The following is a 25,448-nucleotide window of genomic DNA, read 5'->3' on the forward strand; positions in this document are numbered from 1 at the left end:
GTTGCTTTTTATTTCCGTTGAAACCCTTATCTGTAGAGGGGCTAGTTGCAGCGTGCCGCCATTAGTGTTCTTGCATCTCCATTTAGAATAATAAACGTCCTCCTACGAAACACCGAAAGGTAACTTCGCTCGATTTGGCCAATGCTGTTCCGCAGGAGGACATAAAAAGTGGAATTTCGTTCTCGACTGCCAAAAACTTGTTATGAACAAACAGGTGGTAAGGCATTCAACAGCTAGCCCGTGCTACTGATTAAAACACCCAGGAAATGTTTTATTTCTTATTACCCTGATAAGTAATCTTGAAAATAGTTCCTTTCAGGTCATCAGCTACATACAAAGCGCCATCAGGGCCTTGGGCAATACCCATGGGACGGTGCTGAAATGCGCTTTTTGGACTGCTTAAATCGACTCCCGTAAAATTATCCGCAAAGACCTCCCATTCCCCTGAGGGCTTGCCATCTTTGAAAGGCACAAAGGCGACCAGGTACCCTTTCTTCAAAGGCTGGGACTGGCCATGGAAAACAATAAAGGCTCCATTTTTATATCTGGCCGGGAACTTCGTTCCCGTATAAAATAGTAAATCGTTAGGTGCCAGGTGGGCCGGAAAGGCAGAAACAGGATCAATGTATTTGTCCTCAACTGATCTTTTTCCATCACCACCATATTCGGGCGCCACGATTTTCTTGTGCTGGAAAGGATCGTAGTAGACATAAGGCCATCCGGCATCATCCCCTTTATGTAGTTCGTACATCGTTTCTGCCGGTAAGGCTTTGTCCTGTTCGGCTGTGAATAGCTTCGGAAATTTGGCGTTCAGACTACCACGGCCGTGCTGCGTTGCAAATAGCGAGTGGGTGGCTTCATTCCAGTCCAGCCCTACCACATTTTTCAATCCCCTTGCATAATGAACTGCATCCGAATAGCGTTGGTTTTGCTTGTTCGTATGGAATTGCCAGATTCCGCCCACTGAGTCGAGCAACGGGCAATTCGCAATACCATGTCCCGATGCATCCATACAAGTCTCGTCGTAGGAGCCAACAGCGACAAATAAATTGTCATTTTCATCAAGGGCTAGCGCTTTTGCATTGTCCCGGCCCCTGTCGACAAGTCCCTGCACAATTATTTCTACACGGCCGGTATCCGTTATTTCGCCAGCCTCATTCAGTTGATACTTATAAACACCACTGTTAGAGGAAGCATACAACGCATTGCCCTTAATGCGGATGCCAGTTCCCGGGTAGTTGCCAAACCCGGTACGTTTGTCAAAGGTTCCATTGTGGTCTGTATCAGTTAAATAGTAGATGCCCTTGCCATCTTTTAAGGCACCGAGCTTCACATAAATATTGCCATTTTTATTTACGGCAAGATGACGGATTGCCCCAAGTGAATCTGCAACGATGGTAGCAGCAAAGCTCGTCGGTAAGGCTATCTCCGCAGTCGCGCTGTTTGTTGATGATACGCTTGCGCTTTTTTCCTCTTTTGAATTGTTGCAGCTGGTTACAAGGACAATGCCTATAAGGAATGTCCATAGGCTCGTACAGTAGTCTGTTATTCTTCTCCCGGTAATTTTGATCAATGTCATTTTGGGTTTTGATATTTAGGTGATTTGTGTCTGATGTCAACTCGTTTTGCACGGTGAATATGTGATCCCGGCAAGAGGCGGTTCTCTCCCGAGTATGACCTTTAAATGGTATCCAGATTGGGATGCTTCCACTGTCCGCGATAAGGACGTTGCAGCAGGCGGGTTGCTTCGGCATCGCCAACCACCTCCCGTTTCTGCGGGTCGTACTGCAACGGACGACCCAGCTTCATGGAAAGGTTTGCCAAAATACAACTCGCCGTTGAGATATGCCCCTGCTCAATGTCGGCTACGGGCCGGACTTTCGTTTCGATGGCGTTCAGGAAATTCAGCATGTGCAAACGGGTTGCCGGCGCGGTGTGCAATTCAATGCGAGGCTCCTTTACATCTTCGGGAAATTTTTGTTTTTCATAAACCACATCCTGGTGCAGCTTTTTTCCATCTCCCTCCGGGATAAAATCATACTTGTACACATCGGCTTTGAGCGTGCCCTTCTCACCGTAAATAAAGAAAGCCCAGGGATAATCAGGATCAGATGCCCGGCCCCAGGTGCGGTGCTGCCAAATGCAATTCAGGTCATCATATTCAAACATGGCTGACTGCGTATCGGAGATGTTCGACTTGCCTTCTTTTTGCACATAGATGCCGCCGGTAGAGCTCACCCGTTTCGGCCAGCCAAGATTCAGCATCCAGCGTACGGCATCAAACATGTGAATGCACATATCACCCACAATACCATTGCTGTATTCCATAAAAGTCCGCCACCATCCCACGTGCGGCAGGCCATCGTAGGGACGCAAAGGCGCAGGCCCTGTCCACATGTCGTAATCAAGAAAAGCAGGCACGGGCTGAAGCGGCGGATTGCTGTTGTTGCGCATGTGATAATAGCAGCACATCTCCACATGCGAAACCTTGCCCAGCAAGCCGGCATCCACAATGTTCTTTTTGGCGTCCACCAGGTGCGGCGTGCTGCGGCGCTGTGTGCCCACCTGCACTACGCGGTTGTATTTGCGTGCGGCGGCCACCATTGCTTCGCCTTCCATCACATCCACGCTGATGGGCTTTTGCACATACACATGGGCGCCGGCTTTCATGGCCTCAATGGCTGTTAGCGCATGCCAATGGTCGGGTGTGCCAATGAGTACAAGGTCCAACTCGTTTTCCGCAAGCATTTTGCGGTAGTCCGAATAGAGCCTGGGCGGCCTGCCGGATTTAAGCCGCTGCCCCACCATAACAGCCGCTTCCGATAATTGGTTTTTGTCTACATCGCAAAGCGCTACCACATTTACCGGCGCTACCTGTATCAGCCGGAACAGGTCGCTCTTTCCATACCATCCCGTGCCGATCAGGCCAACGCGGTATGGCGTTGATGCTGTTGCAAGAAAACCCATACCGGAGGCTTGCAGGGCCGCCAGTGCAGCCGTTGCCGTAGCGCCTTTCAAGAGGGTGCGGCGGTGAAGAAGATGATTGTTCATACGTATGTTGGTCTATTGGTCAATGACAGATTTGGTTATGGTTTGAAGGGAAAGAATCTCGTCCCAGACTTTCTGCACCACCGGGATGCCGGCCTGCCGGTTTTGTTCCCGTTTACGCATTACCCGTTCGCCGGGATACAAAACTTCCCCTGTTGCGGCAGACTGCTTGTAATCGCTGATGATGTTTTGAATGCAGGCCCCGATGCCCGGATAGTTTTGCAAACGCTCCAGCGCAATGGCCACAAACACCTGCGACAAGCCTTTCTCTGCTTTCTGTTGGCTAATTTGATGAACCGCCAGGCCGCCTGATAACACCGCAACCACAATGTCGAGTAAAAGTGAAAGCCCTGCACCTTTCCAATAACCAATGGAAAGGGTACGGCCGGACTTGATGATCGCCGCCGGGTCTTTTGTCAATTTACCGTTTTCATCGTATCCGCCAAACACCGGCAGGCTTTCGCCCCGCATCTCGGCCATCTGCATGGCACCGTACGAGAACTGCGAGAGCGCCATATCCAGTACAATCGCTTCCTGTTGAAACGGAACTGCTATCACCAGCGGATTGTTGCCCAGCCGCACATCGCTTGCGCCATAGGCCGGCATGTTGGCGATGGTGTTGGACCAGCCGATAAACACACAACCGGCTTTGGCAGCCTGCCAGCCATAGTAGCCGCCCCGCATCCAGTGATTGGTGTTGGCAAGCGCCACACAGCCCAGTCCATTTTGTTTGGCAAGTTGCACGGCCCGGTTTGTAGCGATGGTGGCATTGAGCACACCGGGACCGAGTGCGCCGTCCCACTGCTCCAGGGACGGTGTTGCATGGCGCAGAACCGGCGTTGCATCAGGCACCACGTGTCCTTCGCGAACCATCTGAACAAAGAGGGCAAAGCGGTTTACCCCATGCGAATACACACCCTCCAGACTGTTGGTAGCAAAGACTTCGGCACAGGTGTTCGCCCGTTCATCGCTGAAGCCATTTTGCAACAGGATGGAGCGAAACACATCGATCATTTCATGGAACGGAATGGTTAAGGTATCAGGCATGCAACAATGTACGACTTGAAAAAATGTTTTGCGCCAATTCTTTCATTTTATCAAAGCAAAAAAGGCATCAGGACGGAAAGGGTTTCGACATCAGCCTTGCTGTCGTAGGGCGTTTTCGTGGCTGATTTTTGGATCGCTGACTTGTCCAATGTCCATGCCCGCCATACCCGTGATCACATATTGGAGGACGTTGAAATTGCACTTGCCATGACCTGCGTTCTCCCGGGCGATAAGCATAGTACCGAGTTTTCGCACAAATGCTGTGAGACAGAATATTGCGCTTGAACCTACGATGAGTCGTAGGTGTGCTTTCTTGATTCTGCCATTGATGTGCATGAATAGGGGAGAGGGGAGTAATTCCGTTACTCGATAATATACTGGGTTATTTACTTCCAGACCTTGCGGAAAACAGTTGGCTGGTTAGGCATCCTGCTTCCATTTGCGATGCTGCTTTGTGGCGAGTACCCAGGTGGATAGAAAATATATGCTCAGGTTGCCTTTTAATTATCAATCTTCCTTCTCGGTACTTTTACACTACCTGAATACTACCATATGAACGAGATTCACGAAAACTTAAAGGATTTATTCAACCGTATTCCCCGTCGGCACACAGCCGACAATGTTAAGGAGATGTACAGCATTCTGGATGCCTACGAAGACCTGCTGAAAGAAATGGAAGCCGATCAGCGATATGAGCAGCAGGTAGCCCCGTTGTTTGAGGCGCTCGATCCCATCCGGACAACGGTGAAAAAGTCGAATGATCCCAAGGCATCGAAAAAAGCAAAGGATGATTTGTTCGATGAAGCATCCGGGGCACTGAAAGATTCAATGGAAGAAGCGATGAAATTGTAACGATGGTTTATACCGTTACAGTTGCCGGACGTTTCCTGATGAACGGATCGGGACCTGTGAAAATGGGCTTTGTCGATTGCGGTCCACCCGGGCACTTCGCACCGGCTTTGTGCCTTTGCCTGTGGTGAGACCCCGGGAGTACCTCCTCAGCCAAACACGGGCACGCCATTATCTGGAAACAAACAGTCATTGAAAGAGCTCTTGGCAATACCCTCCTGTTTGGCTGATGGGCTTCTGTCCGTTAATCCACGATATGCTTGTTCTTTCGCGGAAGACTTTCAGGAAGCGGTTCCTGAGCCATTTCCAGAAGCGTCGTTTCAATCATATGGCTCATGGTGTTCAGGGCAAGGTCATTGGGCTGGTTGCCAAAAGGTTCTTCAATTTCGCCAACGACTGCGTCCAGCGCCATAAAAGTATATCCAATGAAAACCACGATCACCGGTGTCATCCAGCCGATGCTGTCCACCAGTCCGAAAGGCAGCAGAAAACAGTACAGGTAAACGGTGCGGTGGAGCAGCACACTGTAGGTAAACGGAATGGGCGTTGATGCAATGCGCTCACATCCGCCAACAATATCAGATAGCTGGTTGAAATTCCGGTCAAAGGCTGCTTGTGTAATGGTGTCTATCTCGCCTTTCTGCACTTTTTCATTGACCCAGTTTCCCAGCATCAGTAAAATCGTCATTGGCTTGTAAATGGCCGGCTCCAGGGTCTGCACTTGCGACGGAGGCAAAAGCCGTTTCAGATCCGGCAGCGGATCCGTACGGCGCAACTGATGCTTTAGGGAATGCGTGAATGCTATGAGCAGGTGAATAAAGTTTCGATGTTCTTCGGGATTTTGTTGGGGCTTGCCCATGGTGAGCGCCTGGCGGGCCAGCGATCGGGTATCATTCAGCAAGGCGCCCCACAATTTGCGCCCTTCCCAGTACCGGTCGTAACTGGCGTTGTTGTAAAAGCCCAGGAAAATGGCCAATGCCAGACCCATAAGGGTAAATGGCGCGGAGTTGAGGGGTATTTTATAAGAAAAGAAATTGCCGTGGGAATAAACCACCACCGAAGACATCAGAAACAGGACCAGCAGCCGTGGATAGATTTTTACCAATACAGATCCTCTCCAGATGAACAGCATGCGAAACCAATTCCCTTTCTCCCTTACGATCATGGCCTAACACTGGTTTGATACGCTGCAAAGGTTACAATTTAAACCTCGTCCTTTGCACCTATCCCGTATTTTGGTGAGAACGGATACCTGCCTGCAACAACGTGCGCAGGTGTGCGGGCTTTGACAGGGAAGAAGTCTCCAACGCAAATGCGGTGCAAACCGCCTTTCGCTACATTTGCCGCCTATGTTCGAAGCCTTGCTGCAAAACATTGGCGAAAAAATTGCGCTGACCAACGAAGAAACAGCACAGTTAAAAACCTACTTCACGCCGAAAAAGCTCCGCAAGCGGCAGTACCTGCTGCAGGAAGGGGATGTGTGTAAAAACCTGGCGTTTACCGAAGCGGGACTCTTGCGCCTTTACAGCGTCGACGACAAAGGCATCGAGCACATGCTCCAGTTTGCCCTTCCCGGTTGGTGGGTTGTGGACATCTACAGCTTTCTCACCGGGGAGCCTTCCCGCTTTAATATCGATGCGCTGGAAGACAGCGAACTGCTGTTGCTTTCGCAGGAGAACTTCGAAGCCATGATGGCGGCGCTGCCAAAAATGGAACGCTACTTCCGTATTCTTTTTCAAAACAACATCATTGCCAAGGAACGGCGGCTGGAAAGCGCCATTGCTTTTGGCGCCGAAGAACGGTACCGGCAATTTGAACAGGCTTACCCCGACTTTGTGCAACGCATTCCGCTCAACCTCATCGCCTCTTACCTGGGCATTACACCGGAGACGCTTAGCCGTATTCGCCGCAAGCTGGCCCGTAAAAACTAGCGTTTTATCACTTGACATTTGTCAAGCCAATTTCTTGCCTTTTCTCATTCGCCACCCGTTGTGGCGTTGATAGTTTTGCTCTGTAAAAAAAGGAAAACAGCATGTCTGCAAAACAAACCATCGCCGTGATTGGAGCTGCCAGTGCAGAAGGAAAGGCGGTTTTGGCCTGCCTGCTGCCAACGGGGCATCGCCTGCTTCTGATGGATGAAGCGGCGGAAAAGCTGCCCAGCCTGCAGCAACAATTGCAGCACCAGCAACCCCGGTGCGAGACAGACACCGAGCCCTGTTGTCGTGAAGCCTGCTGGGAAGCCGATGTCATTGTACTGGCAAACGCGCAGCCCACGCTGGTCGATACCCTACAAAAAATAAAGGATGTGGCCACCACTAAAATCGTGGTCTGCCTGGGGCAGAACGAAGAGGAGACAACATCGGAGATAGCGCAACACCTGCCGCATTCCAAAATTGTCTTCCTGCAATTGCCTGGCGGAGCCGCTAAACTGCCGGAGATTTCCGGTGGGAACAAGCCGGCAGTGGAAGCCGTCCGCAATCTTTTTAAAACAGCCAATAACAAACAATAATCAAGAAAAAAAGAAAGTGAATATGTCGAAAGAGCAAGCTTTATTGACCCCGTACCAGTTAGGAACCCTGACCCTGAACAACCGTGTGGTGATGGCGCCCATGACCCGCAGCCGCTCCAACAACGAAGGGAACGTGGCCACGGCCATGACCGCCGAATATTATGCCCAGCGGGCCAGTGCCGGCCTGATTATTTCCGAAGGAACCTATATCAGCCCGAAAGCCGTTGGCTTTGTGAACGTGCCCGCCATTTACACCGACGCACAGGTGGAAGGCTGGAAGCTGGTGACAAATGCCGTGCACGAAAAGGGTGGAAAAATTTTTGCGCAGCTTTGGCACGTGGGCCGCATGTCGCACCCCAACCTGCTCAACGGCGAATTGCCCCTGGCACCATCCGCCATAAACCCGCAGCAACAAGCCTATACGCAAAACGGATTTGAGGATACGGTAACGCCGCAGGAAATGACGGTGGAAGACATCCGTCAGACCATTCAGGATTTTAAAAAGGCCGCAGCCAATGCTCTGGAAGCCGGCTTTGACGGCGTGGAACTGCACGGCGCCAACGGCTACCTGCTGCACCAGTTTTTTGTGAAGGCCGCCAACCAACGCAGCGATGCCTACGGCGGTTCGATTGAGAACCGGGCCCGTATCCTGTTCGAACTGCTGGACGAACTGAAAGAAGTGATCGACCTGGGCCGCGTGGGTATTCGTTTCAACCCTTCCTCACACAATCTGTTTGGAATGACCATCGACGAAGAAACCATCCCTACGTTCGAATACATCGTTCGCAAGTTGAATGATTACGGCCTGGCCTATATCCACCTGACCGAACCCTTTGCACCAGTGGATAACGTGCCCGGTGCGGTAAGCGAAGTGGCCAAACATTTCCGCCCGCTGTACAACGGTACGCTCATCATCAACAAAGGGTTTACACAGGAAACCGGGAATGGGGTGATTGAAGAAGGCAACGCCGACCTGGTTGCGTTCGGGGTACCGTTCATCTCCAATCCCGACCTGGTGGAGCGCTTCCGCAGCGGGGCAACACTGGCCGAAGCCGACCGAAATACATTTTATTCTACCGGTGCGCAAGGGTACATCGACTACCCCGCACTGTCTGCATAAATCAATAAATAACCTGCGAAGCAGCCGGAAATGAACAGCAGAAAAAACAAAAGGCACAACCGGACAATCAATGCTGCTTCGCCTTTTTAAAAACAAATAAGATGAAAATAGAAATATGGAGCGATGTGGTCTGCCCGTTTTGCTATATCGGCAAACGCAGACTCGAAAAAGCCCTCGAAGGCTTTGCCGCAAAAGACAAGGTGCAGATTGAATGGAAAAGCTTTCAACTGGACCCGGAACTCGACAACAGCGAGGGCCTGAGTGTACACGAATACCTGGGCAAACGCAAAGGCGGCACCACCGCCGACGGCAAGCGCATGAACGATAGCATGACCGCTATGGCCAAAGAAGTAGGCCTGCACTACGATTTTGACCGGGCCATTCTCAACAATACCCTTTCGGCCCACCGCTTGCTGCATTTTGCCAAAGAAAAAGGCCTACAGAACGAGTTGAAGGAACGATTATTTAAAGCGTATTATACCGAAGGCAAGGACGTGGCGGATTATAGCACGCTGGTGCAACTGGCGGCTGAGGTGGGATTAGACGCTGACGAGGCAAGAAAGGTATTGGAAGAAAACCGGCATGCCGATGCAGTGCGTCAGGACCAGGTCCAGGCTTACCAGGTGGGTGTGCAGGGTGTGCCCTTCTTTGTGTTCAACAACAAGTACGCTGTAAGCGGCGCCCAGTCATCGGACGTGTTTGCCCAAGTGTTGGAGAAGGTATGGGAAGAAGAAAAGCCTGCCCTGATTATTGAGAAAGGCGAAGGGGTTTGCGATATCAACGGGAACTGCCAGTAAAAAATTTACGGATAACAAAAACAAAAGGAGAAACGATGATGAATGTACTCATGGTCCTCACCTCGCACAGCGAGCTGGGAAACACCGGGAAGAAGACAGGATTTTGGATTGAAGAATTTGCCGCACCGTACTATACCCTGAAAGATGCCGGCGTAAACATTACCCTGGCCTCACCCAAAGGCGGGCAGCCGCCCATTGACCCCAAGAGCGCCGAGCCGGATGCGCAAACTGAAGCCACCCGGCGCTTCAACGACGACAAGGACCTGCAGGCCCTGTTAGCGCAAACAAAAAAGCTCAGTGAAGTAAATGCGGACGATTTCGATGCCGTTTTCTTTCCCGGCGGCCACGGCCCGCTGTGGGATTTAACCACCGATGCCAACTCCATCCGCCTCATTGAGACGTTTTGGAAAAGCAAAAAGCCCGTGGCAGCCGTTTGCCATGCACCTGCCGTGCTGTTGAATGCAAAGGACGAGAACGGCGACCCGCTGGTCAAAGGGAAACATGTTACCGGCTTTACCAACACCGAAGAAGAAGCCGTACAGCTGACCGAGGTGGTGCCTTTCCTGCTGGAAGATGAGCTCAAAAACAAAGGTGGACAGTATTCCAAAAAAGAAGACTGGGCTTCCTATGTGGTCAAAGACGGCTTGTTGATTACGGGTCAGAACCCGGCGTCTTCCGAAGAAGCGGCGCACCAGTTGCTGCAACTGCTGAAAAAATAGGGGAGCGGCTTGGAAGAACTGTTTGCGGAAGGCGCAGCTTTCCCGGTCATCATATGCACTGTTTTGAAAAAATGATGCGGCAGGTTTTGCCTTCCGCAGACCTAAAAAAGAAGAACATTCAACATGGAGAATTTAAGTGGAAAAGTGGCACTGGTAACCGGTGCCGGTAAAGGAATTGGAAAAGCCATTGCACTGGCGCTGGCTGCCGAAGGCGTGGCCGTAGGCCTGATGGCCCGTACGGAAAAAGATGTAAAAGCGGTAGCGAAAGAAATTGGGCAAAAAGGCGTAAAGGCCGCTTATGCTACGGCCGATGTAAGCAAGCGTGAGGAAGTGGAAGCTGCCGTGGAAAAAATAAAGTCTGAGCTTGGGCCCTTCGACATCCTGGTGAACAACGCCGGCACAGCCACCTTTGGCAACTTTTTGGACCTGGAACCGGAAGTATGGGAGAACCATTTCAGGGTGAATGTATTTGGCGTGTACTACGCTACCCGTGCCGTGCTGCCCGGGATGATTGATCGGAAGACCGGCGATATCATCAACATTTCTTCCACGGCCGGAAAGGCAGGCAGCGCTGTCACCAGTGCCTATGCTTCGTCCAAGTTTGCCGTTTTTGGGTTGAGCGAAAGCCTGATGCAGGAGGTGCGCAAGCACAACATTCGTGTAACGGCCATGGCGCCCAGCACCATCGTGACCGACCTGGCCAACAGCGCAAATCTTATCAAAGGCGACCCTGGACGGGTGATGCACCCCGAGGATTTTGCAGAGCTCATCGTCGTTCAGTTAAAGTTAAACCGGCGGGTGATGGTGAAGGAAGTCAGCGTATTCTCAACCAATCCGTAAATTGAAAACTGTAACTGTAAAATAATGGGAAAGGACCCTGCTTTTACCGGCAGGGTTCTTTTATTTAGAAAAACAATTGACGTCCACGGCCACCGTTGCAACGAATTTTTAATCCGCTGATTCCGGGTTCGTCTTTGTCATTTACCCTTAGTTCTCACTCCAGACCTCAAGGCCGATGTAATGCCCTATGTCGAAGTACTTCACGATCCGTTTTGTAAGCAAACTTTGCGTGGTTTCGACCGGCGCCGATGCTGGTGCAATTTCAAAATAGTATTGATCGGTCTTGGTGACCTTGTAAAGGGTTTCACCGTTGACAAAGGAACTGTTGCCAACATACCTGATTTTATCCCCCAAATGAACGTTTTGGCTGGAATGAAGGAGTTTCCACATAGTGCTGGTTTTTATAGATATTCAGAATTAACAATAGCTAAAATAGAGCGGTGTGCAGACAAGTAAAAAAAATCAGGAATAAATTTTTACATTCCAGCAATCAATCTAGGACGACTTAAGAGAAATCTACTATTCGGCTTTTTTGCTTCTTTGCAGTCCCGTCGGGAAACGTATACTTTTCCCTGGTGGATGGGTAAAAGCATTTATGATCCTGTGTCAATGCAAACCTTTCGATTCATCATTCACTTCGGGTCTTGTTTTCAGAACGAAGGTGCTACCGATGCTATAAAGCAGCAAAGGCTTCTGCTGACCTCAGCAAATGAAGCGGGAAAAAGTTGGTGACGGGATGCCAATCGTGAATAGATGGCTACCTTGCAAAAAAAGCTCACCTTCTATTTGGCAAGGATCTCCTTAGCTTCATTTTTAACAGGTATATTTCCTTCAGCAATCTTCTTTGCTCATTAATCAATCGTTGCCGTTCAATGATAAGCCTTTCGAGTTTCTGAGCCAGCTTTTGCTCTTTTCTGAACGCATAGTCAGCTTCTCGAAGTAACTGCTGTTGCTGCAAGCGTTTTTTGTTTGCCGGAACAACTATTTTGTTTGGAACAACAGCCGCTTTCTTCTGCATCCCTGGATGTTTTTTGATACCCGGAGAATTGGTAGGAGCCGGCTTTTGTTGATTTTGCAAGATGCTATCTTTCACCACAGGTTTCAAAGGCAGTTTCATTGCAGGTTGCTCTCCTTTTACTGCAAGTTGGGCTGTATCCCTTTTTTGCATATTCATCTTACCGGCTTTCTGTTGCTGCTCTAACCCGTCTTTTGTCTTTTGTTCCTGTTCCACTGCAGGTCGGGACATCCTGCCATTGACAGGTTGTTCCACTTGTGTCACGGGTTTACTATTTTCCGGGCGACGCTCTTTTTGTTGAATCTCAGGCTGCATTGCCTTTTCACCGCTTTGTGTGGCGTGCAGGTTATTAGCAATTTTTGCATCGAAAGGATGGTTGAGCGATTGAAGGACAAACCGGAAGCCATCGGCTACGACTCCTTCTTCACTGCCCGCAATCTGGAAGGTTAAAGAAGCGGGAGAAGAAGAAAGAGCCAGTCCATGCAACTGGGCTGTGTCAATTCGGGCTATATAAGAGCCAGGTGTCAAACCGAGATAGCTGAAATAGCCATCGCTTTCCGTCATCGTTTGTGCTGCCAGTTTCCCGGTGCTGTCGTAAAAGTTTACCAGTATGCGGGATATGCCAGTTTGCCCTTTGTCATTTTGGAGAAAAACGGTACCGGAGGCTTCCGCGATGACGGCCACCGGCACCTCTACCATCTTAAAACTGTTCGGTTCAACAACGACACTGATTTTTTTGTTTTTGATCTTCCAGAAAATATTACCAAGACTGTTCTCATCCAGTTCGATCAGATAATTGCTGTAAGGCTCCAGGCCCACAATACGAAAGATCCCCTCCTGTTCACCTTTAAGCACACGTCCGCCCCTGATCCGAAAATTGAGTCCGCGAACAGTGGGTTCCTTCGGATCCCTTTTGCCGTTGCCGTTCATATCCAGAAAAGGAGCAATGACAAGGCTGCCCCTGCCACCATAACTACGGTCGCTGTGGTTTACATAACCAGTAGCGGCATCGTACAAAAGACTGCCTCCGGCTGATTGAACCAGGGTGGTCGTTTTGTTGCTCCGCACGGCTGAAAAAGCCGTTCTGAGGAAGGAAAGGTTATAACGCAGGCCAAACGATACGGTAGAAACCTTCATCGGGAGATCCCTGGTAAAAGAAAATTGGACAGCACCCTGGTTTGCCAACGTTTTCTCCGCTTCCAACCTTGCCGAAAGAAGTTTGCCTTCGCTGTAATTGTATTGCAATTGCGGCCGCAAAACAATGCCCTTCGAAAGACGGTATGCCACCGAAAGATTGCTTTGCAGGTAAGTGTTGGAATGGCTATAGAAAAAACCGGAAGTCGTCAGGTTGGCACTGAAACGGGAAAGCACAGCCGACAGCATGATTTCTGCCGTCGTACGATTTAATTTTGTCACATCGCTGTACCTTATCTTCACCAGTGAATCATAGCCGATACCCGGCATCACCACCTCTTTAATGGCAAATCTTGACAAGAAGAAAGAATGTTCTGTTCGAAAAGGCATGGAAAGTGCTGCTCTTCGCTCTTCCAGGTTACTTGTGAAAATAGCCCGTTGGCCTTTTGTATATTTCAGGTACTCCAGCTCCAAGTGAACCCGGGAAGGCATTTGCAAGGTGAGCAGACCTTTGGTCCTCACACCAGGCATATATTCTGTGGAGAACAGTGCATTGGCGGGAAGTTTCACCGTTGTATAGAGAAAAGGCATACGGCTTCCCGTTTTCACGGAGGATAGATATTCGATACCGCCGCCCACGGTCATGCGGTTGGTTAATCCATAATGGAAAACGGCCCTGGAAAAGGGGCTGTGAAGACTGTCTTTCACAAAGCCGGCGTTCAGGGTATATTCCAACGTATGGGCCGGAAGGAAATTAAAGGGAACAAGAATCTCTTTTTCGCTGGAACGCTCTTCGCCGGAAGGACCATAAAACTTAAGTTTAACGGTGGTATTGCCATAGACCAGCGGCACATTGAAGGTGAAAAAGCCCGAAGCATCGGCTTTCACGTAATCGATCAGCACATTGTTCACGTACAGTTCTACCATCCACTCCGGTTGTGTATGGTCACTGAGAATGTACGTACCAAACGACTTCCTGCGGGACGTTGGCGTATTGGTAACCTGCACCCCCACAACAGGGGCAAAAATGGAAGCAGTAGCTTGTGCAGCAATGGTGCCGAGGGAAAGCTGTTTAAAAATCCAGAGGTTGTTGTTCACAAACCGCCATTGGTATTGTTGCTGTTGTTGTGCAAACGGTATTTTGTTATCGTAATTTAAAGCGACAACAGCTTCTCCACCGGCAAGCATCCCACCCATCTGTACGTTCATTTGCGTACCTGCATCGCCGCTTAGTTCTTTCGTATGCGTGATGGACCAATCGGCAACACCCAGGCGAAGAAAGGGATATTGACGTTTGATGGTGGTATCCGGCCTGATCTCGCCCTTTAGCTTGTTCATGTTGCGGCGCAGCAGTTGCTGCCTCATTTCCTTGAACAAAGGCAAATCCAGTTTTGTGTTGATCACAACCGCAAGGTTCCTGAACTGAAAGCTGCATTCCAGTCCAAAGACCTTCCCAAAAACATCCGACCGCAGGTAAAGGCTGGTTTTTGTGCGGATCAGTTCTTTTCCTCTGAGGACAAAGGACGTATCATGATAGCTGATGCGATGCTGAACCTCGTCAATCAGGAAAGGATCGTTCTGATGAAGAATAAAACCGCTGACCGAATCGAGTGCCGGAGACAGCCTGTTGTTGATCTTTAAAAAATTAAAAACATCACTGATGGGCAGGTAGAGGGTTTCCTGTTCCAGTAAAAGTGCGGGGATATAAACGCCTTCTTTCTGCAGGCTTAGGTAAACCGAAATTTCATCAGGTTCATCGCTTGCCCTGGAAAGTAATGGGGCCGAAAAAAAAATCATGCAAAACGCCAGGACCACAACAGCTTTCTTGCGAATAGAACAGCCCTTGAAAAGGCTGCCGCGATGAATGTTCCCCTTGTCAATACGCATCGGTATGCTGTTGATTGAAGGAGTTTCAATTCAAATAAACCTCCGTTTGAGCAATGGAGTTTTGACTGAGGTTTTCCTTTGCCGTATAAACAACATGCAGTTTTCCCGTTGTATAGTCAATACCGGGAATGGGGTGAAGGGCCAGTTTGACCTGTCTCTTTTCAAGCGGCGTATAGACAGCAATGCCCTTGAGTTCTGCCACTCTGGTTACCGTTCCCGAAGTCGCCACGTGATCAATGGTGATATCCCCGTAACAGGACATATTCCCCACACGCTCCAGCGTCATCTTCACGGATGGCAAACCGGATTTATCAAAGGAGCAGTTGGAAAGGCCAACCTTCATGGTAGTTTCCCCAACACGAATGATGACCGGCACGGCGATGCCGAAAACCGCATTGAGCTTTATGGAAAAGGTGTTTGAATCGGTTTTTTTTGTTTCTATTTCACCCAGGGGTTTTTGTTTGGGCACAGAGCGGAAATAAAGATGGGAGCGGTATTCGCCGTTAGACATTGCGCTGGTTTGTGTCAGTTGCAGGCGAACGACCTGCGACTCACCGGGAGACAACGTCACCATCCTGGGAAAAAAGCGAACGAATGAATCGGCAAACAAGATACCGCTATCCTGGGCAGACAATTTTTCCAGCGAGCCATCTTCTTTCATCCGGTAATGGATCAATGAAATTTCGTAGCGGGCTGTATCCTTTCCAATATTAGAGACGTTTAGCTCTTTGTATCGTTCACGGCCTTCAAAAACAGTTCTTTTCGGTGCAATCAGCAGATCGCCCTGCGCAGTTGCTTTTAAGGAAGGAACAACCGTCAGAAACGTAAAAAAAAAGGCAAGGCAGGAAAAGGAAGTAGGGGAGATTCTTCTCCGGAGAGAAACATGTAGCATGGATATTGGATTTGGTGCGCAGGTCACTGATGATAAAGAACAGAAAAAAGCTGCCCGGCAGCTTTTTTCTGTTGAAGGATTTTCTTAGTTATACGCTACGGTCACGTCAAATGCAGGAGAAACGTAATTGCCAGCGACCTGGTTAGCACCAACATTTAACGTCGCACCCACTTGGAAGGTTTCAGGCGAAGCGCCAAACGTGCCGGTTGCATTGTGTGTAAAGGCCGTCAGTTTCATTGTATGAGTGGCACCATCGTCAAGCACTACCGTGTTGTCCGCAGGTAAGGTAATCAGGTAAGTATTGCCGGCTTCGCCTGTAATGGTATAGGCAGCAGCCGAAGTTGCAACGGCACTACTACCTGTAAACATGGTTACGCCAGTTGGAGTTACAGTTCCTGAAGGAGCCACTACCACTGTGCCGCCTGGAGCACTTCTTACAATGGAACCAAAATTCAGATCCGAGCCTTTAGAAATGGTAATCGGGACCACAATCTGGGCCGAAGCTGTTGCCGTGTTTTCAGTTGCAGAGTTCTGTGCTTTGGCTGCTGTAGCCAGTCCCATGGCAAAAAGAGCCATCGAGAAAAACTTGTTCTTCATTTGATTTGGTTTTTGTTTTTGTTTTAATTGGTGTACGATTATGGGAGTAAATGTAGAAGTGGTCTGGGTGTTCCTTCAATAAAAGGGATGTAAATTTCAGTGAATAGGCATTCATTTGTAATGCGCCTAAAGATTTCACATAGCGCAGCTTAAGGCTATTTCTAAACTGGTAATGTTGAATGCATAAGTGACGCATGTTAATTTTGGAACGTAGGCAAATACTACCGATAGTTGTTTTTTGGCCGAGGATACCAGGTTATCGAACAGGCCAAATTCCAGTTAAACGCCAAAAAAGTCTTGCATCACAAGCTCATCAATGTCCGATACCGGCATCAAAATCTCAAAACGGCGTGCAGTGAAGCTGGTGCCGTGACTGACGTTGATTTGTATTAGTGAGTGAAAAAGAAGCCGCTTGCCACAACCATCAAATCTGATGGGCAAATGTTTGGTGGCCAGATTTCCGTTAGTGAAAGAATCCTTGCCCAGGCTGGTGAGCGTGCTGGAGACAGGAAAATCTTACGGGCCAAATTCCACTTTCCGGTAAACGATCGCTGGTTTTCTATGCCCGCTTCAAAGACGGCATCATTTGTTTGTGGGAGGATCTCACACAACAGGAACAGGCTGTGTAATTTTCATCTCAACAATCCCTTTGTGCAAATAGCTGAATAATAAAAAAGATTTCGTGCACAACGTCTATAATATCATTTTAAAAAAATCAGATCATTCAACCGTCTGCAAAATTTTGAGACCCCTGTTCTTCCCATGTGAGTTATTATCAGCGGGCCGGGGTGCATTTTCGAACAGCCAGAAAGTAAAATCCTGAAGCAAAAATATAGCAACACATTAGCGAGCTGTTGCCAGTTTAAAAGATATGCACCGGGTGGTATGCCGGTTTTTATAAAGCGCCGAATCGTTATGTGCAAATCTTGGTTTCCCGGCGGCTTCTTATTTGTAGTCAACAGAAAGAAAACGGCAAGGCTTTCAACTATAAATACCAGTCTTATCGTTGAACGCGAATGCCTTTGAAAAACAAAGGACGTACAGGAAAGAAAGGAAATGGCCTGAGGTATGGATTGGCTGCTTTCGCTGAAACAGGCATGTGAAAGAGCTTGCGATTTTCATCTATAAAATTCAGTTATGACAAAGAGCATTCGCAACCCCGGACTTTACCTTTTCAGAGGCATTGTATTACTTCTTCTCGGCGTGCTGGCCGTGCTGATGCCGGGGATCACTTTTGCCACGCTGGTATTTTTGTTTGGCGCTTACATGCTGGTGGATGGAATCTTTTATATCATAAGAGCGATTGAGAGCCGCAGAACCACAAGTGGTTGGGGCTGGTACCTTTTTATGGGAATTGTTAGCGTTATTGCCGGCATTATTGCCTTTATTGATCCTTTTGCGGCAGGCACAGCATTGGTGTTTCTATTTGGCTTCTGGATCATGTTGGCAGGCATAGCGACCATTACAACAGCTATCAACCTGCGTAAATCAATCCGTGGCGAGGGGTGGTATATTGCTGCCGGTGTTATCACCGTTATTTTTTCGCTGCTGATCGTCTTCAATCCCCTGGCCGGTGCCATCACGCTGGCGTTGTTTTTTGGCTTCAATGCGCTTGCTAATGGCATCCTGCTGATTGTACTGGGCATTCGCTTAAAACGTCATAACAATCATGCGGAACACTTAGGGACCGGCGCTTTTGCCTAAATAAATATTGATAAGAACAATTTATTCTTTCATGTAAAATCAGGTTTATGGCAGCCGAAGAAATTACAGCAAGGGTCCTCACACTATCTAAATTGAAAGAGCTTTTTGTGGAGCAGTTACAGGATGTCTATTGGATAGAAATCAAACTGGTGCAGCTGCTGCGCCGGTTAAAGGAAACAGTCACGTCCGGGCAACTGGCAGATGCTTTCTCGGAACACCGGGAGGAAACAAAAGAACAGGTTCGGCGGCTGGAAGATATATTTGAAGGCATTGGTGAGCCGGTGGTTGCCTCCAAATGTACCGCTATGGAAGGCATCATGGATGAAGCCGATTATATCCTGTACACCACAGACGAAGGAAGTTCCCAAAGAGACGCCGGGCTTATTATCGCCATGCAAAAAGCCGAGCATTACGAGATGGCCATTTACAGAAGCCTGGTGCAACTTGCAGAAACACTCGGCTATGCGGAAGCTAAAATCGCATTGGAATTTACCCTTGGAGAAGAAAAAGCAGCCGATCGCCAGCTAACGCAGATTGCAAAATCAAGGATCTATGCCGCCGCCTTAAATGAAGAGAATAATGCCAATTAATGATCTGCTATTTATTCACCCCAAAATTTATAAACATGTCACAACTCACCAGGTTTAACAGTTCCCCCTCTCTACGCTCGTTTTTTTAAAATTTTTGGGGTAATGATTTGCTCGAAGATGATTTCTTAAAAAGAACAAAGATGCCAGCGGTTAATGTAAAGGACAACGAAAAGAACTATGAAATCGAAGTGGCAGCCCCCGGCATGAAAAAAGAAGATTTCTCCATTACCGTGGACAGCCGGATCCTCACCATCAGCGCAGAGGTGAAGGAAGAAAAAGAAGTTAAGGAAGATAAGTATTCACGCAGGGAATTTGTTTTCGGTTCTTTCAGCCGCTCCTTTACCCTGCCGGAAAATGTTGAGGAAAACAACATCCAGGCAAACTATGAAAATGGTATCCTCAAAGTGGTGGTGCCGAAAGTGCAGGAAAAGTCACCCCAGAAAAAAACAATTGCGCTAAGTTGAGAGGGAAAACGGTGAGTTGCTCTGCATAAGCGGCAAGCTTTTGAAAAATCTTTTTGCATAAAAGAAACTTGCCTTCTTGTTGTGTCTGATTTATTTTAAAGACATTCTCAACCTCCCTGCGAAGACGTTATTCCTGATTAATTAAATCGTGTTTATGTTACAGAAAAATGAAACTGCACCGGATTTTCAATTATACGCTACACCGGATCAAACGTTTGCCTTGCATGAACTAAGGGGTAAAAATGTGATCCTGGCTTTTTACCCGGCCGACTGGAGCCCAGTATGCGGAGACCAGATGTCACTCTATAACGAGATGCTGAAAATTTTCAGAAAGTACAATGCCGAGGTGGTGGGCATTTCCGTAGATGGCAAATGGTGCCATGCCGCTTACCGGCAGGCCCGGAATCTCCATTTTACCTTGCTTGCCGATTTTGAACCGAAAGGAGAAGTCGCCAGGAAATACGGCGTCTATGATGAAAAGAATGGACAATGTGAACGGGCTTTGTTTGTGCTGGACGGCAATGGCATCATCCAGTGGAGTTATCTCTCCCCAGTTGGCATCAACCCGGGTGCAGACGGGATCCTGGAAGCATTAGAATCAATCACCCAAAAAAACAACGTATATGGCAGCGAAGTTAACACCGCCGGTTAATGAAAGAGATCACATTCAAGGTTCCTCTCATGCGCCTCTCGAACTGGTGGAATATGGCGATTACCAGTGTCCGCACTGTGGCGCCGCACATCCGGTTGTAAAGGCCATCGTAAAAAGATTTGGAAAGAATTTACGCTTTGTATTCAGGAATTTTCCTTTAGCGGAAGTGCACCAGTACGCAGAAGCGGCCGCTATGGCTGCGGAAGCAGCCGCCAGGCAGGGGATGTTCTGGCCAATGCATGACATGATCTATGAGCAACAATCCCGGTTGAATGTGGGGGCTTTATTAACATTCGCAGAAGAACTTGATCTCGATATGGTTGCTTTTGAGCACGACCTGACAAATCCCTCTGTTGCGCAAAAAGTAGAAGCAGATTTCGAGAGTGGCGTCCGGAGCGGGGTTAACGGAACGCCTTCATTCTTTATCAACGGCTTAAAGTACAATGGGGGTTATGATTATGATTCATTGGCCGGCACTTTAGAGAGTCTGATCAGTGAAAGACAACACAGATAGCCGGGCGGAAGTTTCTGCTATTCCCCTGTCATTTTTGCCTGTATGCCAACGGCCTTGTCATACCGGGCAGGTTGAACTGCTCTTACGCTGTTGAAAGAAGAAGAGGCGCGGCTTTCTGCCAATAGTAATTAAGCAGAATGCCATTTCCCGGTGATCGTACAAACCGTCGTTTATGGAATATAAAATTCACCACCTGGACCTTGTTGAACCAGCAAACCAACAAGCGTTTTTTGAAGAAGAAGTGCAGAAAAAAATGCCGCTGCTACAAAAGATCCTGGATCATTACCCCAAAGAACTGGTAGTGGACATCTTTGCCAACAGGGAAGGGAACTACGATTACAACGTTACAGCGTCGCTGGACCTGAAAAGTAAAGAAATGGTGGTAAAGGAGAGAGGTTCCAAAGCCGTTATCGTTGTGAACAATGCCCTCGACAAATTGCGAACACTGATCAAAGAACAAATCCGCCTCGAACGCAGAGAACATTTGCGCAAACGAAAAGACAGGCTTCATTCGGTGGTAACCACAACGCCTTCCATCAAAGAGGCCATGAAAAAAGAAGACCGGGATGCCTTTACAACGCTGGTAAGAAAGAGTCTCCCCGAACTGGAGCAGTACATTAGAAGGCAGATTTCCCGAAAGCCAGAGCTGGTACGGCTTCTCAAAAAAAACATCATTTCTGTTAACGATATTGTGGATGAAGTGTATGTCGAATTTTATCATGAACTGAAGGCAGATGCAGATGCTGCTGAAAAAATGCCGCTTTGGATGTATGTATTAGCCGACAGGGAAATCAACAGGCTTAATGAAAAATATGGAAAAGAATTCCGGGAGCACCTCAGCACAGAGCAGCTTTCCAAACAGGAATGGAAAGAAATGCAGGAGGAGCTGACAGCCAATGCTGATTTTATGCCTGTTCTGACGGAAGAACTGGACGATCAGTTCTATTCCCCGGGGTCGTTCGATCTTGTGGAGATCCTCTCAGATGCCGGCGCAGAAGAGGAAATTCATACCCTGGCAGAATCAGATGATGCCGATGTACAGCAATTGCTCCGCGACCTTCCGGAAGAGCAACTGTCCGTTTTTGAGCTGTACTACATTCACCATTTGGAAATTGAAGAAATAGCAAAGGCAAAAAAGATCCCGGTCGATAAAGTAATGAGGTGGATAAAGGAAGCCAGAGAAGCGTTGTTGCGTTCGTTCCGGCAGCATGCCTGATGCCGGCAAACCGGCGGGTTTTGATATGGGATTCTTTCAGCTAAAAACCGGCAGAAAAAACCAGCAGATCATCTCTTTTTTTATTTAAGGTTTTTCTTCCAGCATTTGGTTTAGGCGCTTCAATTCTTCCCCGGCTTCATACATTTTGGTGATGTCATGTATCAACACCAAAACAAGAGAAACCTTTCCCATGTCGTCCTTTACCGGAATAAAGAACCTCTCGGAGATCCTGTTTGAATTGAGCTCCCGGTGAAATTCCAAATGAACTTTTTCCCCTTGCAGCGCATTCTGCATTGCATCCACGACGACAGGATCTTCCTGCAACTCCGGATAAAAATCGAACACATTTCTACCCTGGACTTCGTCTCTTTTCAATCCATACCTTTCCTCACTTCTTGTATTCCAACCGACACAACGGAAGTCCTTGTCAAAGGCGATGATGCAATTAACGCTGGCATCGAACAGCGTTTGCAAAAGGTCTTTGGTTTCCCGCAGCTCCAGTTCTCTTGTTTTTCTTTCTGTCACGTCTGCATATGTTACCAGGCATCCCTCGCCAAATTTCACACAGGTAATATGTGCCCAGGTGTGGAAGCCATCATAGTTGTACAGGCACTCATCCTGCCAGGGCTCACCTGTTTCAACCACTTTTGCATAATGGTCAAATAATCCGGAAAGCCTCGCTCCAGGGAATTACTGTACCATCTGTTTCCCCACCAGGTCCCATCGGTGCACGGATTCCGCAGCTTTGTTGTTAACCAACAAATACTCCAGGTCCATGATTTTCCCTGCTGTATTCCGCACGGGTTTGAGTGCCATGATGCTGTTGCCGGCATTATCCAGTACCGATTTCAGCCAATCCATGCTTTCCGTCAGCTTTTCTTCCGCCACTACTTTTTCTGTGTTATCGAAAGCAACGGATAAGATTTCTACCGGCCGGCCACGTTCGTCGGACTTGAATACGGAGGCCCGGTTATACAGCCAGCGGTATTCGCCATCTTTTCTTAATACTTTGTAATTCGCTTCATAAATCTCTCCAGGTTGACCCGCCGCAACGCTTTGGAAAAGCGCTTCAACGATGGCGATATGACCAGGGTATACAAGGTTGCTCCAAAGACCCCGGCCCGGTTCATTCATTTCTTCATTTGTATAGCCGAAAAAATCCTCTGTGGCCTTGTTGATATAGATCCATTTATTTTCAGCCAGGCTGCTAATGCCAATCATATTGGGTGATGTATCCGCAATCAAATGAATAAAATGCGCATCGTCTTTTTGTTTTTGAACATCGAAAAAGATAACAGCCAGCCCGTCTGTGGTTGGCGTAACAGATAAAAACACCCATTTCCCTGTAGAACGGGAAAAATACTCACCCCTTATTGCCACGCGTTGTTCCATCGCTTTCAGAATGACGGCATGGATAGGACCGCCCACGGCCTGTGGCACGGCATCCCAGATCACCTTTCCAACAAAATCATCTTTGCCCCCGTTGAAAAATTTCTCAGCACTCTGGTTGATGTATTTCACCCTGTACCCAGTGTCTAATTCGTAATACCCTTCATTCAGGGCATCAATGATATCGTAGGTTTTTCTTTGCTGCAGCAACAGTTGCCGGTCTTTGTACAGATCGTGAACGATCCATAAAATGCCGGTGACTTCCTCTTTATCGTCTTTGAACGGAACGAGGTAGGTTTCATAATAATCCTGTTCAGTTTCATTTGTCACTGAGGCAGGCAGAAAGACTGTTTTTCCTGCCAGCGCCTTCCTGAATTCGGAATATGAAGGGTCGTTGATAAAAGCCGGAAACAGGTCAAGAATATTCCGGCCCAGGACCTCTTCTTTCCTGATGCGGTAATACTCTTCCGCCCGTTTGTTCCAGTACAGGTAATTCATGTTGCGGTCCAGCACAATCACCCTGTCCACACTTTCCTCCAGCAGTTTTTCAATGAACTGCAAACGTTCTGTCAGTTTTTGTTTTAGCTCCACTTCATTGGTGGTATCCTGAATGACGGTCAGGATAGCCCTGATGCTTTGTTTTTCATCTTTCACCGGCACCATCAACAGATCCTGGTAGCCTCCCGTTAGCATTGCTTTTTGCCCGGTGAGATGAACCGTTTCGCCTCTGCCCACCTGTTCGAAAAGATGCAAGATCTTCGGCGTTTTTAACTGCGGAAACACGTCGAAGAAATGCCGGCCCAGTACTTTTTCTTTTTTCAGGCCATAGGCTTCTTCACATCGTTTGTTCCAACGGATCAGGTAATTGTTCCGGTCGCAAACAAACACCGTGTTCATGGAGGCATCGCTCAGCATATCTGACATGGTTAACACTTCCTTCAACTGTTGCTGCAATTGCTTTTCAGTTGTTTTATCCTGTATGGTTGCGGAAAAAAGTTTCACCGCTTCTCCATCAAGTACGATAAAGTGTGCCTGCAGATATCTCGTTTCGGCATGACGGATCACCCGGAAATCGAAGGTGGCTTCGCTGTGACTGTCAATAACAGTTTTTATATAATCACTGAATACTTTTTTGTCCTCCGGATGGATAAGGGTCAGCAACAAATTTTGCGACAACTGGTGAGCCGAAGGCTTCAGTCCCAGCAAGGTATACATTCCTTTGCTCCATGTTGTTTCACCGCTGGTAAGATCCAAAAGCCAGCTCCCAGCAAGCGAAAACTCTTCCAGTTGCCGGTTGGCAATGCTTTGCAGGTGCAGGCTGGCCAGGCTTTTTTTCAGTTTCCTTTCCAGAATCTCCGGTTTTGAAACATCTGTAATGGTACCCACCATAAATTGATCACGACCATGATCATTCAGAAAACTGATTTTTTGTTTAAAGTACCGGAATTTCCCATTGTGATCGACGATCCGGAATGCCATCTCCTTTGGACAACGTTCCGACAATGCCTGCGAAATGACTGCTTCCACACGTTCAAGGTCATCAGGATGAATATTGGGAAGCAACTGATTAGGATCTGGCGGCAGATCGGCTGGCTTCAGTTTTAAAATGCGGTAAAAACCGGCGGAATAAACGACCTTTTTGGTGGCCAAATTCATATACCAGCTTGCCGTTTGGTTCAGTGTTTCAGCCTGCTGAAGAAGACCGTTTTTTACCTTTAGCAGATCGTTTATTCCGGCCAGTTTACTGTCTGTGTCATTCTGTGCTGTCAGGTCCTCCATGATACCCGAAAGGATGGATTCGCCCCTAGTACTTTGCGACCATTGCGTACAAAGCCTGACATATTTAATGCGGATGTTATTTAGCAGTAACCGGTATTCCAGATGCAGCGGTGTACGGGCCTGGTAGGCTTTGTCAAATGCCGTAATTAAGGCATCCCTATCCTCCGGATGAACAAAAGAGACAAAGCTGTACAGGTGTGCATTCAGGCTCTGCGGCGGCAGGTCGTGAATGCGGTAAACAGCATCCGAATAAAAGGCTTCGTGGGTGGCGGCATTGATCATCCACATGCCCGTAGCACTGATCCCTTCCGCAAACTCATAGCTTTTTAAATAAAGCTCCTGCCGTTCAGCCTCTTCTGTTAACCGTTTATTTTTGATGAAGACATCTAACTCTTGCTGTCGGTAGCGGTCGAAAAAATCCTGCTCTTCTGTTATTTTTACCAGTCCCGTGAGTTTTAGCCATTTTCTATTTCCATAACTGGTAATGACATGAAATCCAAAGTTCTGTATGCTTTCGTTTTGCAGACCGAATAACCATCGCTCAACAGCCGGAAGATCTTCCGGGTAAATCAGACAAGGAAGCCCTTCGACCATTTTTTCACCCGCACAAAAAAGTACATCACTGCAAAAAATCTCTGCTGATTGGAAGGGCCATTCCCAATTTCCTTCAACTGATAATAAACGCG

At 48.2% G+C, this 25,448-nt stretch carries 24 protein-coding genes; 13 read left to right on the plus strand and 11 right to left on the minus strand.

What is annotated here, in order from left to right; all coding sequences use genetic code 11:
- Window positions 1-271: 271 nt before the first annotated feature.
- The 4 genes from D6024_RS24355 to D6024_RS26925 form a co-directional block, all read right to left on the minus strand.
- Complete coding sequence (locus tag D6024_RS24355) at window positions 272-1,579, minus strand: PQQ-dependent sugar dehydrogenase (RefSeq protein WP_121357432.1); 1,308 nt, start codon at window positions 1,577-1,579, stop codon at window positions 272-274.
- A 101-nt stretch (window positions 1,580-1,680) separates the two neighbouring features.
- On the minus strand, window positions 1,681-3,051 hold the full coding sequence (locus tag D6024_RS24360; RefSeq protein ID WP_121357433.1) for a Gfo/Idh/MocA family protein: 1,371 nt from the start codon (window positions 3,049-3,051) through the stop codon (window positions 1,681-1,683).
- 12 nt (window positions 3,052-3,063) lie between these two features.
- Window positions 3,064-4,095: a 3-dehydro-L-gulonate 2-dehydrogenase gene (gene yiaK, locus D6024_RS24365; RefSeq protein ID WP_121357434.1), complete on the minus strand. Its 1,032-nt coding sequence runs from the start codon at window positions 4,093-4,095 to the stop codon at window positions 3,064-3,066.
- A gap of 90 nt (window positions 4,096-4,185) precedes the next feature.
- Entirely contained in the window at window positions 4,186-4,332 is a 147-nt protein-coding gene (locus tag D6024_RS26925; RefSeq protein ID WP_162945000.1) for a hypothetical protein, read from the minus strand.
- 315 nt (window positions 4,333-4,647) lie between these two features.
- Here D6024_RS26925 and D6024_RS24370 point away from each other — a divergent pair, with 315 nt between their 5' ends.
- Window positions 4,648-4,947 carry a hypothetical protein gene (locus D6024_RS24370; RefSeq protein WP_121357435.1) on the plus strand — a complete coding sequence of 100 codons (300 nt, stop codon included), beginning with the start codon at window positions 4,648-4,650 and terminating at the stop codon, window positions 4,945-4,947.
- Window positions 4,948-5,188: 241 nt separating this feature from the next.
- On the opposite strand, the gene D6024_RS24375 is transcribed toward D6024_RS24370, so the two are convergent.
- On the minus strand, window positions 5,189-6,109 hold the full coding sequence (locus D6024_RS24375) for a bestrophin family protein (protein WP_121357436.1): 921 nt from the start codon (window positions 6,107-6,109) through the stop codon (window positions 5,189-5,191).
- A gap of 184 nt (window positions 6,110-6,293) precedes the next feature.
- Between D6024_RS24375 and D6024_RS24380 the strand changes: the two genes are divergently transcribed.
- From D6024_RS24380 to D6024_RS24405, 6 genes are all read left to right on the plus strand, one after another.
- Complete coding sequence (locus D6024_RS24380) at window positions 6,294-6,875, plus strand: Crp/Fnr family transcriptional regulator (RefSeq protein ID WP_121357437.1); 582 nt, start codon at window positions 6,294-6,296, stop codon at window positions 6,873-6,875.
- A gap of 101 nt (window positions 6,876-6,976) precedes the next feature.
- Entirely contained in the window at window positions 6,977-7,453 is a 477-nt protein-coding gene (locus tag D6024_RS24385) for an NAD(P)-binding domain-containing protein (RefSeq protein ID WP_121357438.1), read from the plus strand.
- Window positions 7,454-7,475: 22 nt separating this feature from the next.
- Entirely contained in the window at window positions 7,476-8,573 is a 1,098-nt protein-coding gene (locus D6024_RS24390; RefSeq protein WP_121357439.1) for an alkene reductase, read from the plus strand.
- Window positions 8,574-8,674: 101 nt separating this feature from the next.
- The gene (locus D6024_RS24395; RefSeq protein ID WP_121357440.1) at window positions 8,675-9,370 is read left to right on the plus strand and encodes a DsbA family oxidoreductase; all 696 of its coding nucleotides are present in this window, start codon (window positions 8,675-8,677) and stop codon (window positions 9,368-9,370) included.
- Window positions 9,371-9,405: 35 nt separating this feature from the next.
- Complete coding sequence (locus tag D6024_RS24400) at window positions 9,406-10,089, plus strand: type 1 glutamine amidotransferase domain-containing protein (RefSeq protein WP_240410153.1); 684 nt, start codon at window positions 9,406-9,408, stop codon at window positions 10,087-10,089.
- A gap of 123 nt (window positions 10,090-10,212) precedes the next feature.
- Window positions 10,213-10,929: a 3-ketoacyl-ACP reductase gene (locus D6024_RS24405; RefSeq protein WP_121357441.1), complete on the plus strand. Its 717-nt coding sequence runs from the start codon at window positions 10,213-10,215 to the stop codon at window positions 10,927-10,929.
- 147 nt (window positions 10,930-11,076) lie between these two features.
- On the opposite strand, the gene D6024_RS24410 is transcribed toward D6024_RS24405, so the two are convergent.
- The 4 genes from D6024_RS24410 to D6024_RS24425 form a co-directional block, all read right to left on the minus strand.
- Window positions 11,077-11,319, minus strand: coding sequence for a hypothetical protein (locus tag D6024_RS24410; RefSeq protein ID WP_121357442.1), 243 nt, complete (start codon window positions 11,317-11,319; stop codon window positions 11,077-11,079).
- Between the two features lie 385 nt (window positions 11,320-11,704).
- A complete protein-coding gene (locus tag D6024_RS24415; protein WP_121357443.1) occupies window positions 11,705-14,965 on the minus strand; it encodes a hypothetical protein in 3,261 nt (1,086 codons plus the stop codon).
- A 25-nt stretch (window positions 14,966-14,990) separates the two neighbouring features.
- Window positions 14,991-15,857, minus strand: a complete 867-nt coding sequence (locus D6024_RS24420; RefSeq protein WP_121357444.1) for a fimbrial biogenesis chaperone — start codon at window positions 15,855-15,857, stop codon at window positions 14,991-14,993.
- Window positions 15,858-15,941: 84 nt separating this feature from the next.
- A complete protein-coding gene (locus tag D6024_RS24425) occupies window positions 15,942-16,454 on the minus strand; it encodes a DUF4402 domain-containing protein (protein WP_121357445.1) in 513 nt (170 codons plus the stop codon).
- 1,137 nt (window positions 16,455-17,591) lie between these two features.
- Here D6024_RS24425 and D6024_RS24430 point away from each other — a divergent pair.
- The 6 genes from D6024_RS24430 to D6024_RS24455 all read left to right on the plus strand — a co-directional run bounded on the left by D6024_RS24430 (window position 17,592) and on the right by D6024_RS24455 (window position 21,594).
- Window positions 17,592-18,158, plus strand: a complete 567-nt coding sequence (locus D6024_RS24430) for an HdeD family acid-resistance protein (RefSeq protein ID WP_121357446.1) — start codon at window positions 17,592-17,594, stop codon at window positions 18,156-18,158.
- Between the two features lie 47 nt (window positions 18,159-18,205).
- Window positions 18,206-18,748 (plus strand): YciE/YciF ferroxidase family protein, encoded by a 543-nt coding sequence (locus D6024_RS24435; protein ID WP_121357447.1) that lies wholly within the window; start codon window positions 18,206-18,208, stop codon window positions 18,746-18,748.
- 140 nt (window positions 18,749-18,888) lie between these two features.
- Window positions 18,889-19,212, plus strand: coding sequence for an Hsp20/alpha crystallin family protein (locus D6024_RS24440; protein ID WP_121357448.1), 324 nt, complete (start codon window positions 18,889-18,891; stop codon window positions 19,210-19,212).
- 154 nt (window positions 19,213-19,366) lie between these two features.
- Window positions 19,367-19,864 (plus strand): redoxin domain-containing protein, encoded by a 498-nt coding sequence (locus D6024_RS24445; RefSeq protein WP_121357449.1) that lies wholly within the window; start codon window positions 19,367-19,369, stop codon window positions 19,862-19,864.
- Window positions 19,836-20,378, plus strand: a complete 543-nt coding sequence (locus tag D6024_RS24450; RefSeq protein ID WP_121357496.1) for a DsbA family protein — start codon at window positions 19,836-19,838, stop codon at window positions 20,376-20,378. Before D6024_RS24445 ends, D6024_RS24450 begins: the two co-directional genes overlap by 29 nt.
- A 172-nt stretch (window positions 20,379-20,550) precedes the next feature.
- The gene (locus tag D6024_RS24455; protein ID WP_121357450.1) at window positions 20,551-21,594 is read left to right on the plus strand and encodes a sigma factor-like helix-turn-helix DNA-binding protein; all 1,044 of its coding nucleotides are present in this window, start codon (window positions 20,551-20,553) and stop codon (window positions 21,592-21,594) included.
- An 84-nt stretch (window positions 21,595-21,678) separates the two neighbouring features.
- Here D6024_RS24455 and D6024_RS24460 read toward each other — a convergent pair whose 3' ends face one another.
- Both D6024_RS24460 and D6024_RS24465 read right to left on the minus strand, forming a co-directional pair.
- Window positions 21,679-22,239 carry a PAS domain-containing protein gene (locus D6024_RS24460; RefSeq protein WP_121357451.1) on the minus strand — a complete coding sequence of 187 codons (561 nt, stop codon included), beginning with the start codon at window positions 22,237-22,239 and terminating at the stop codon, window positions 21,679-21,681.
- A gap of 45 nt (window positions 22,240-22,284) precedes the next feature.
- The gene (locus tag D6024_RS24465) at window positions 22,285-25,356 is read right to left on the minus strand and encodes a PAS domain-containing protein (RefSeq protein WP_121357452.1); all 3,072 of its coding nucleotides are present in this window, start codon (window positions 25,354-25,356) and stop codon (window positions 22,285-22,287) included.
- Between the last annotated feature and the right edge of the window lie 92 nt (window positions 25,357-25,448).

The organism is Flavisolibacter nicotianae (assembly GCF_003628535.1).
GTDB classification, from domain to species: Bacteria; Bacteroidota; Bacteroidia; order Chitinophagales; family Chitinophagaceae; genus Flavisolibacter; species Flavisolibacter nicotianae.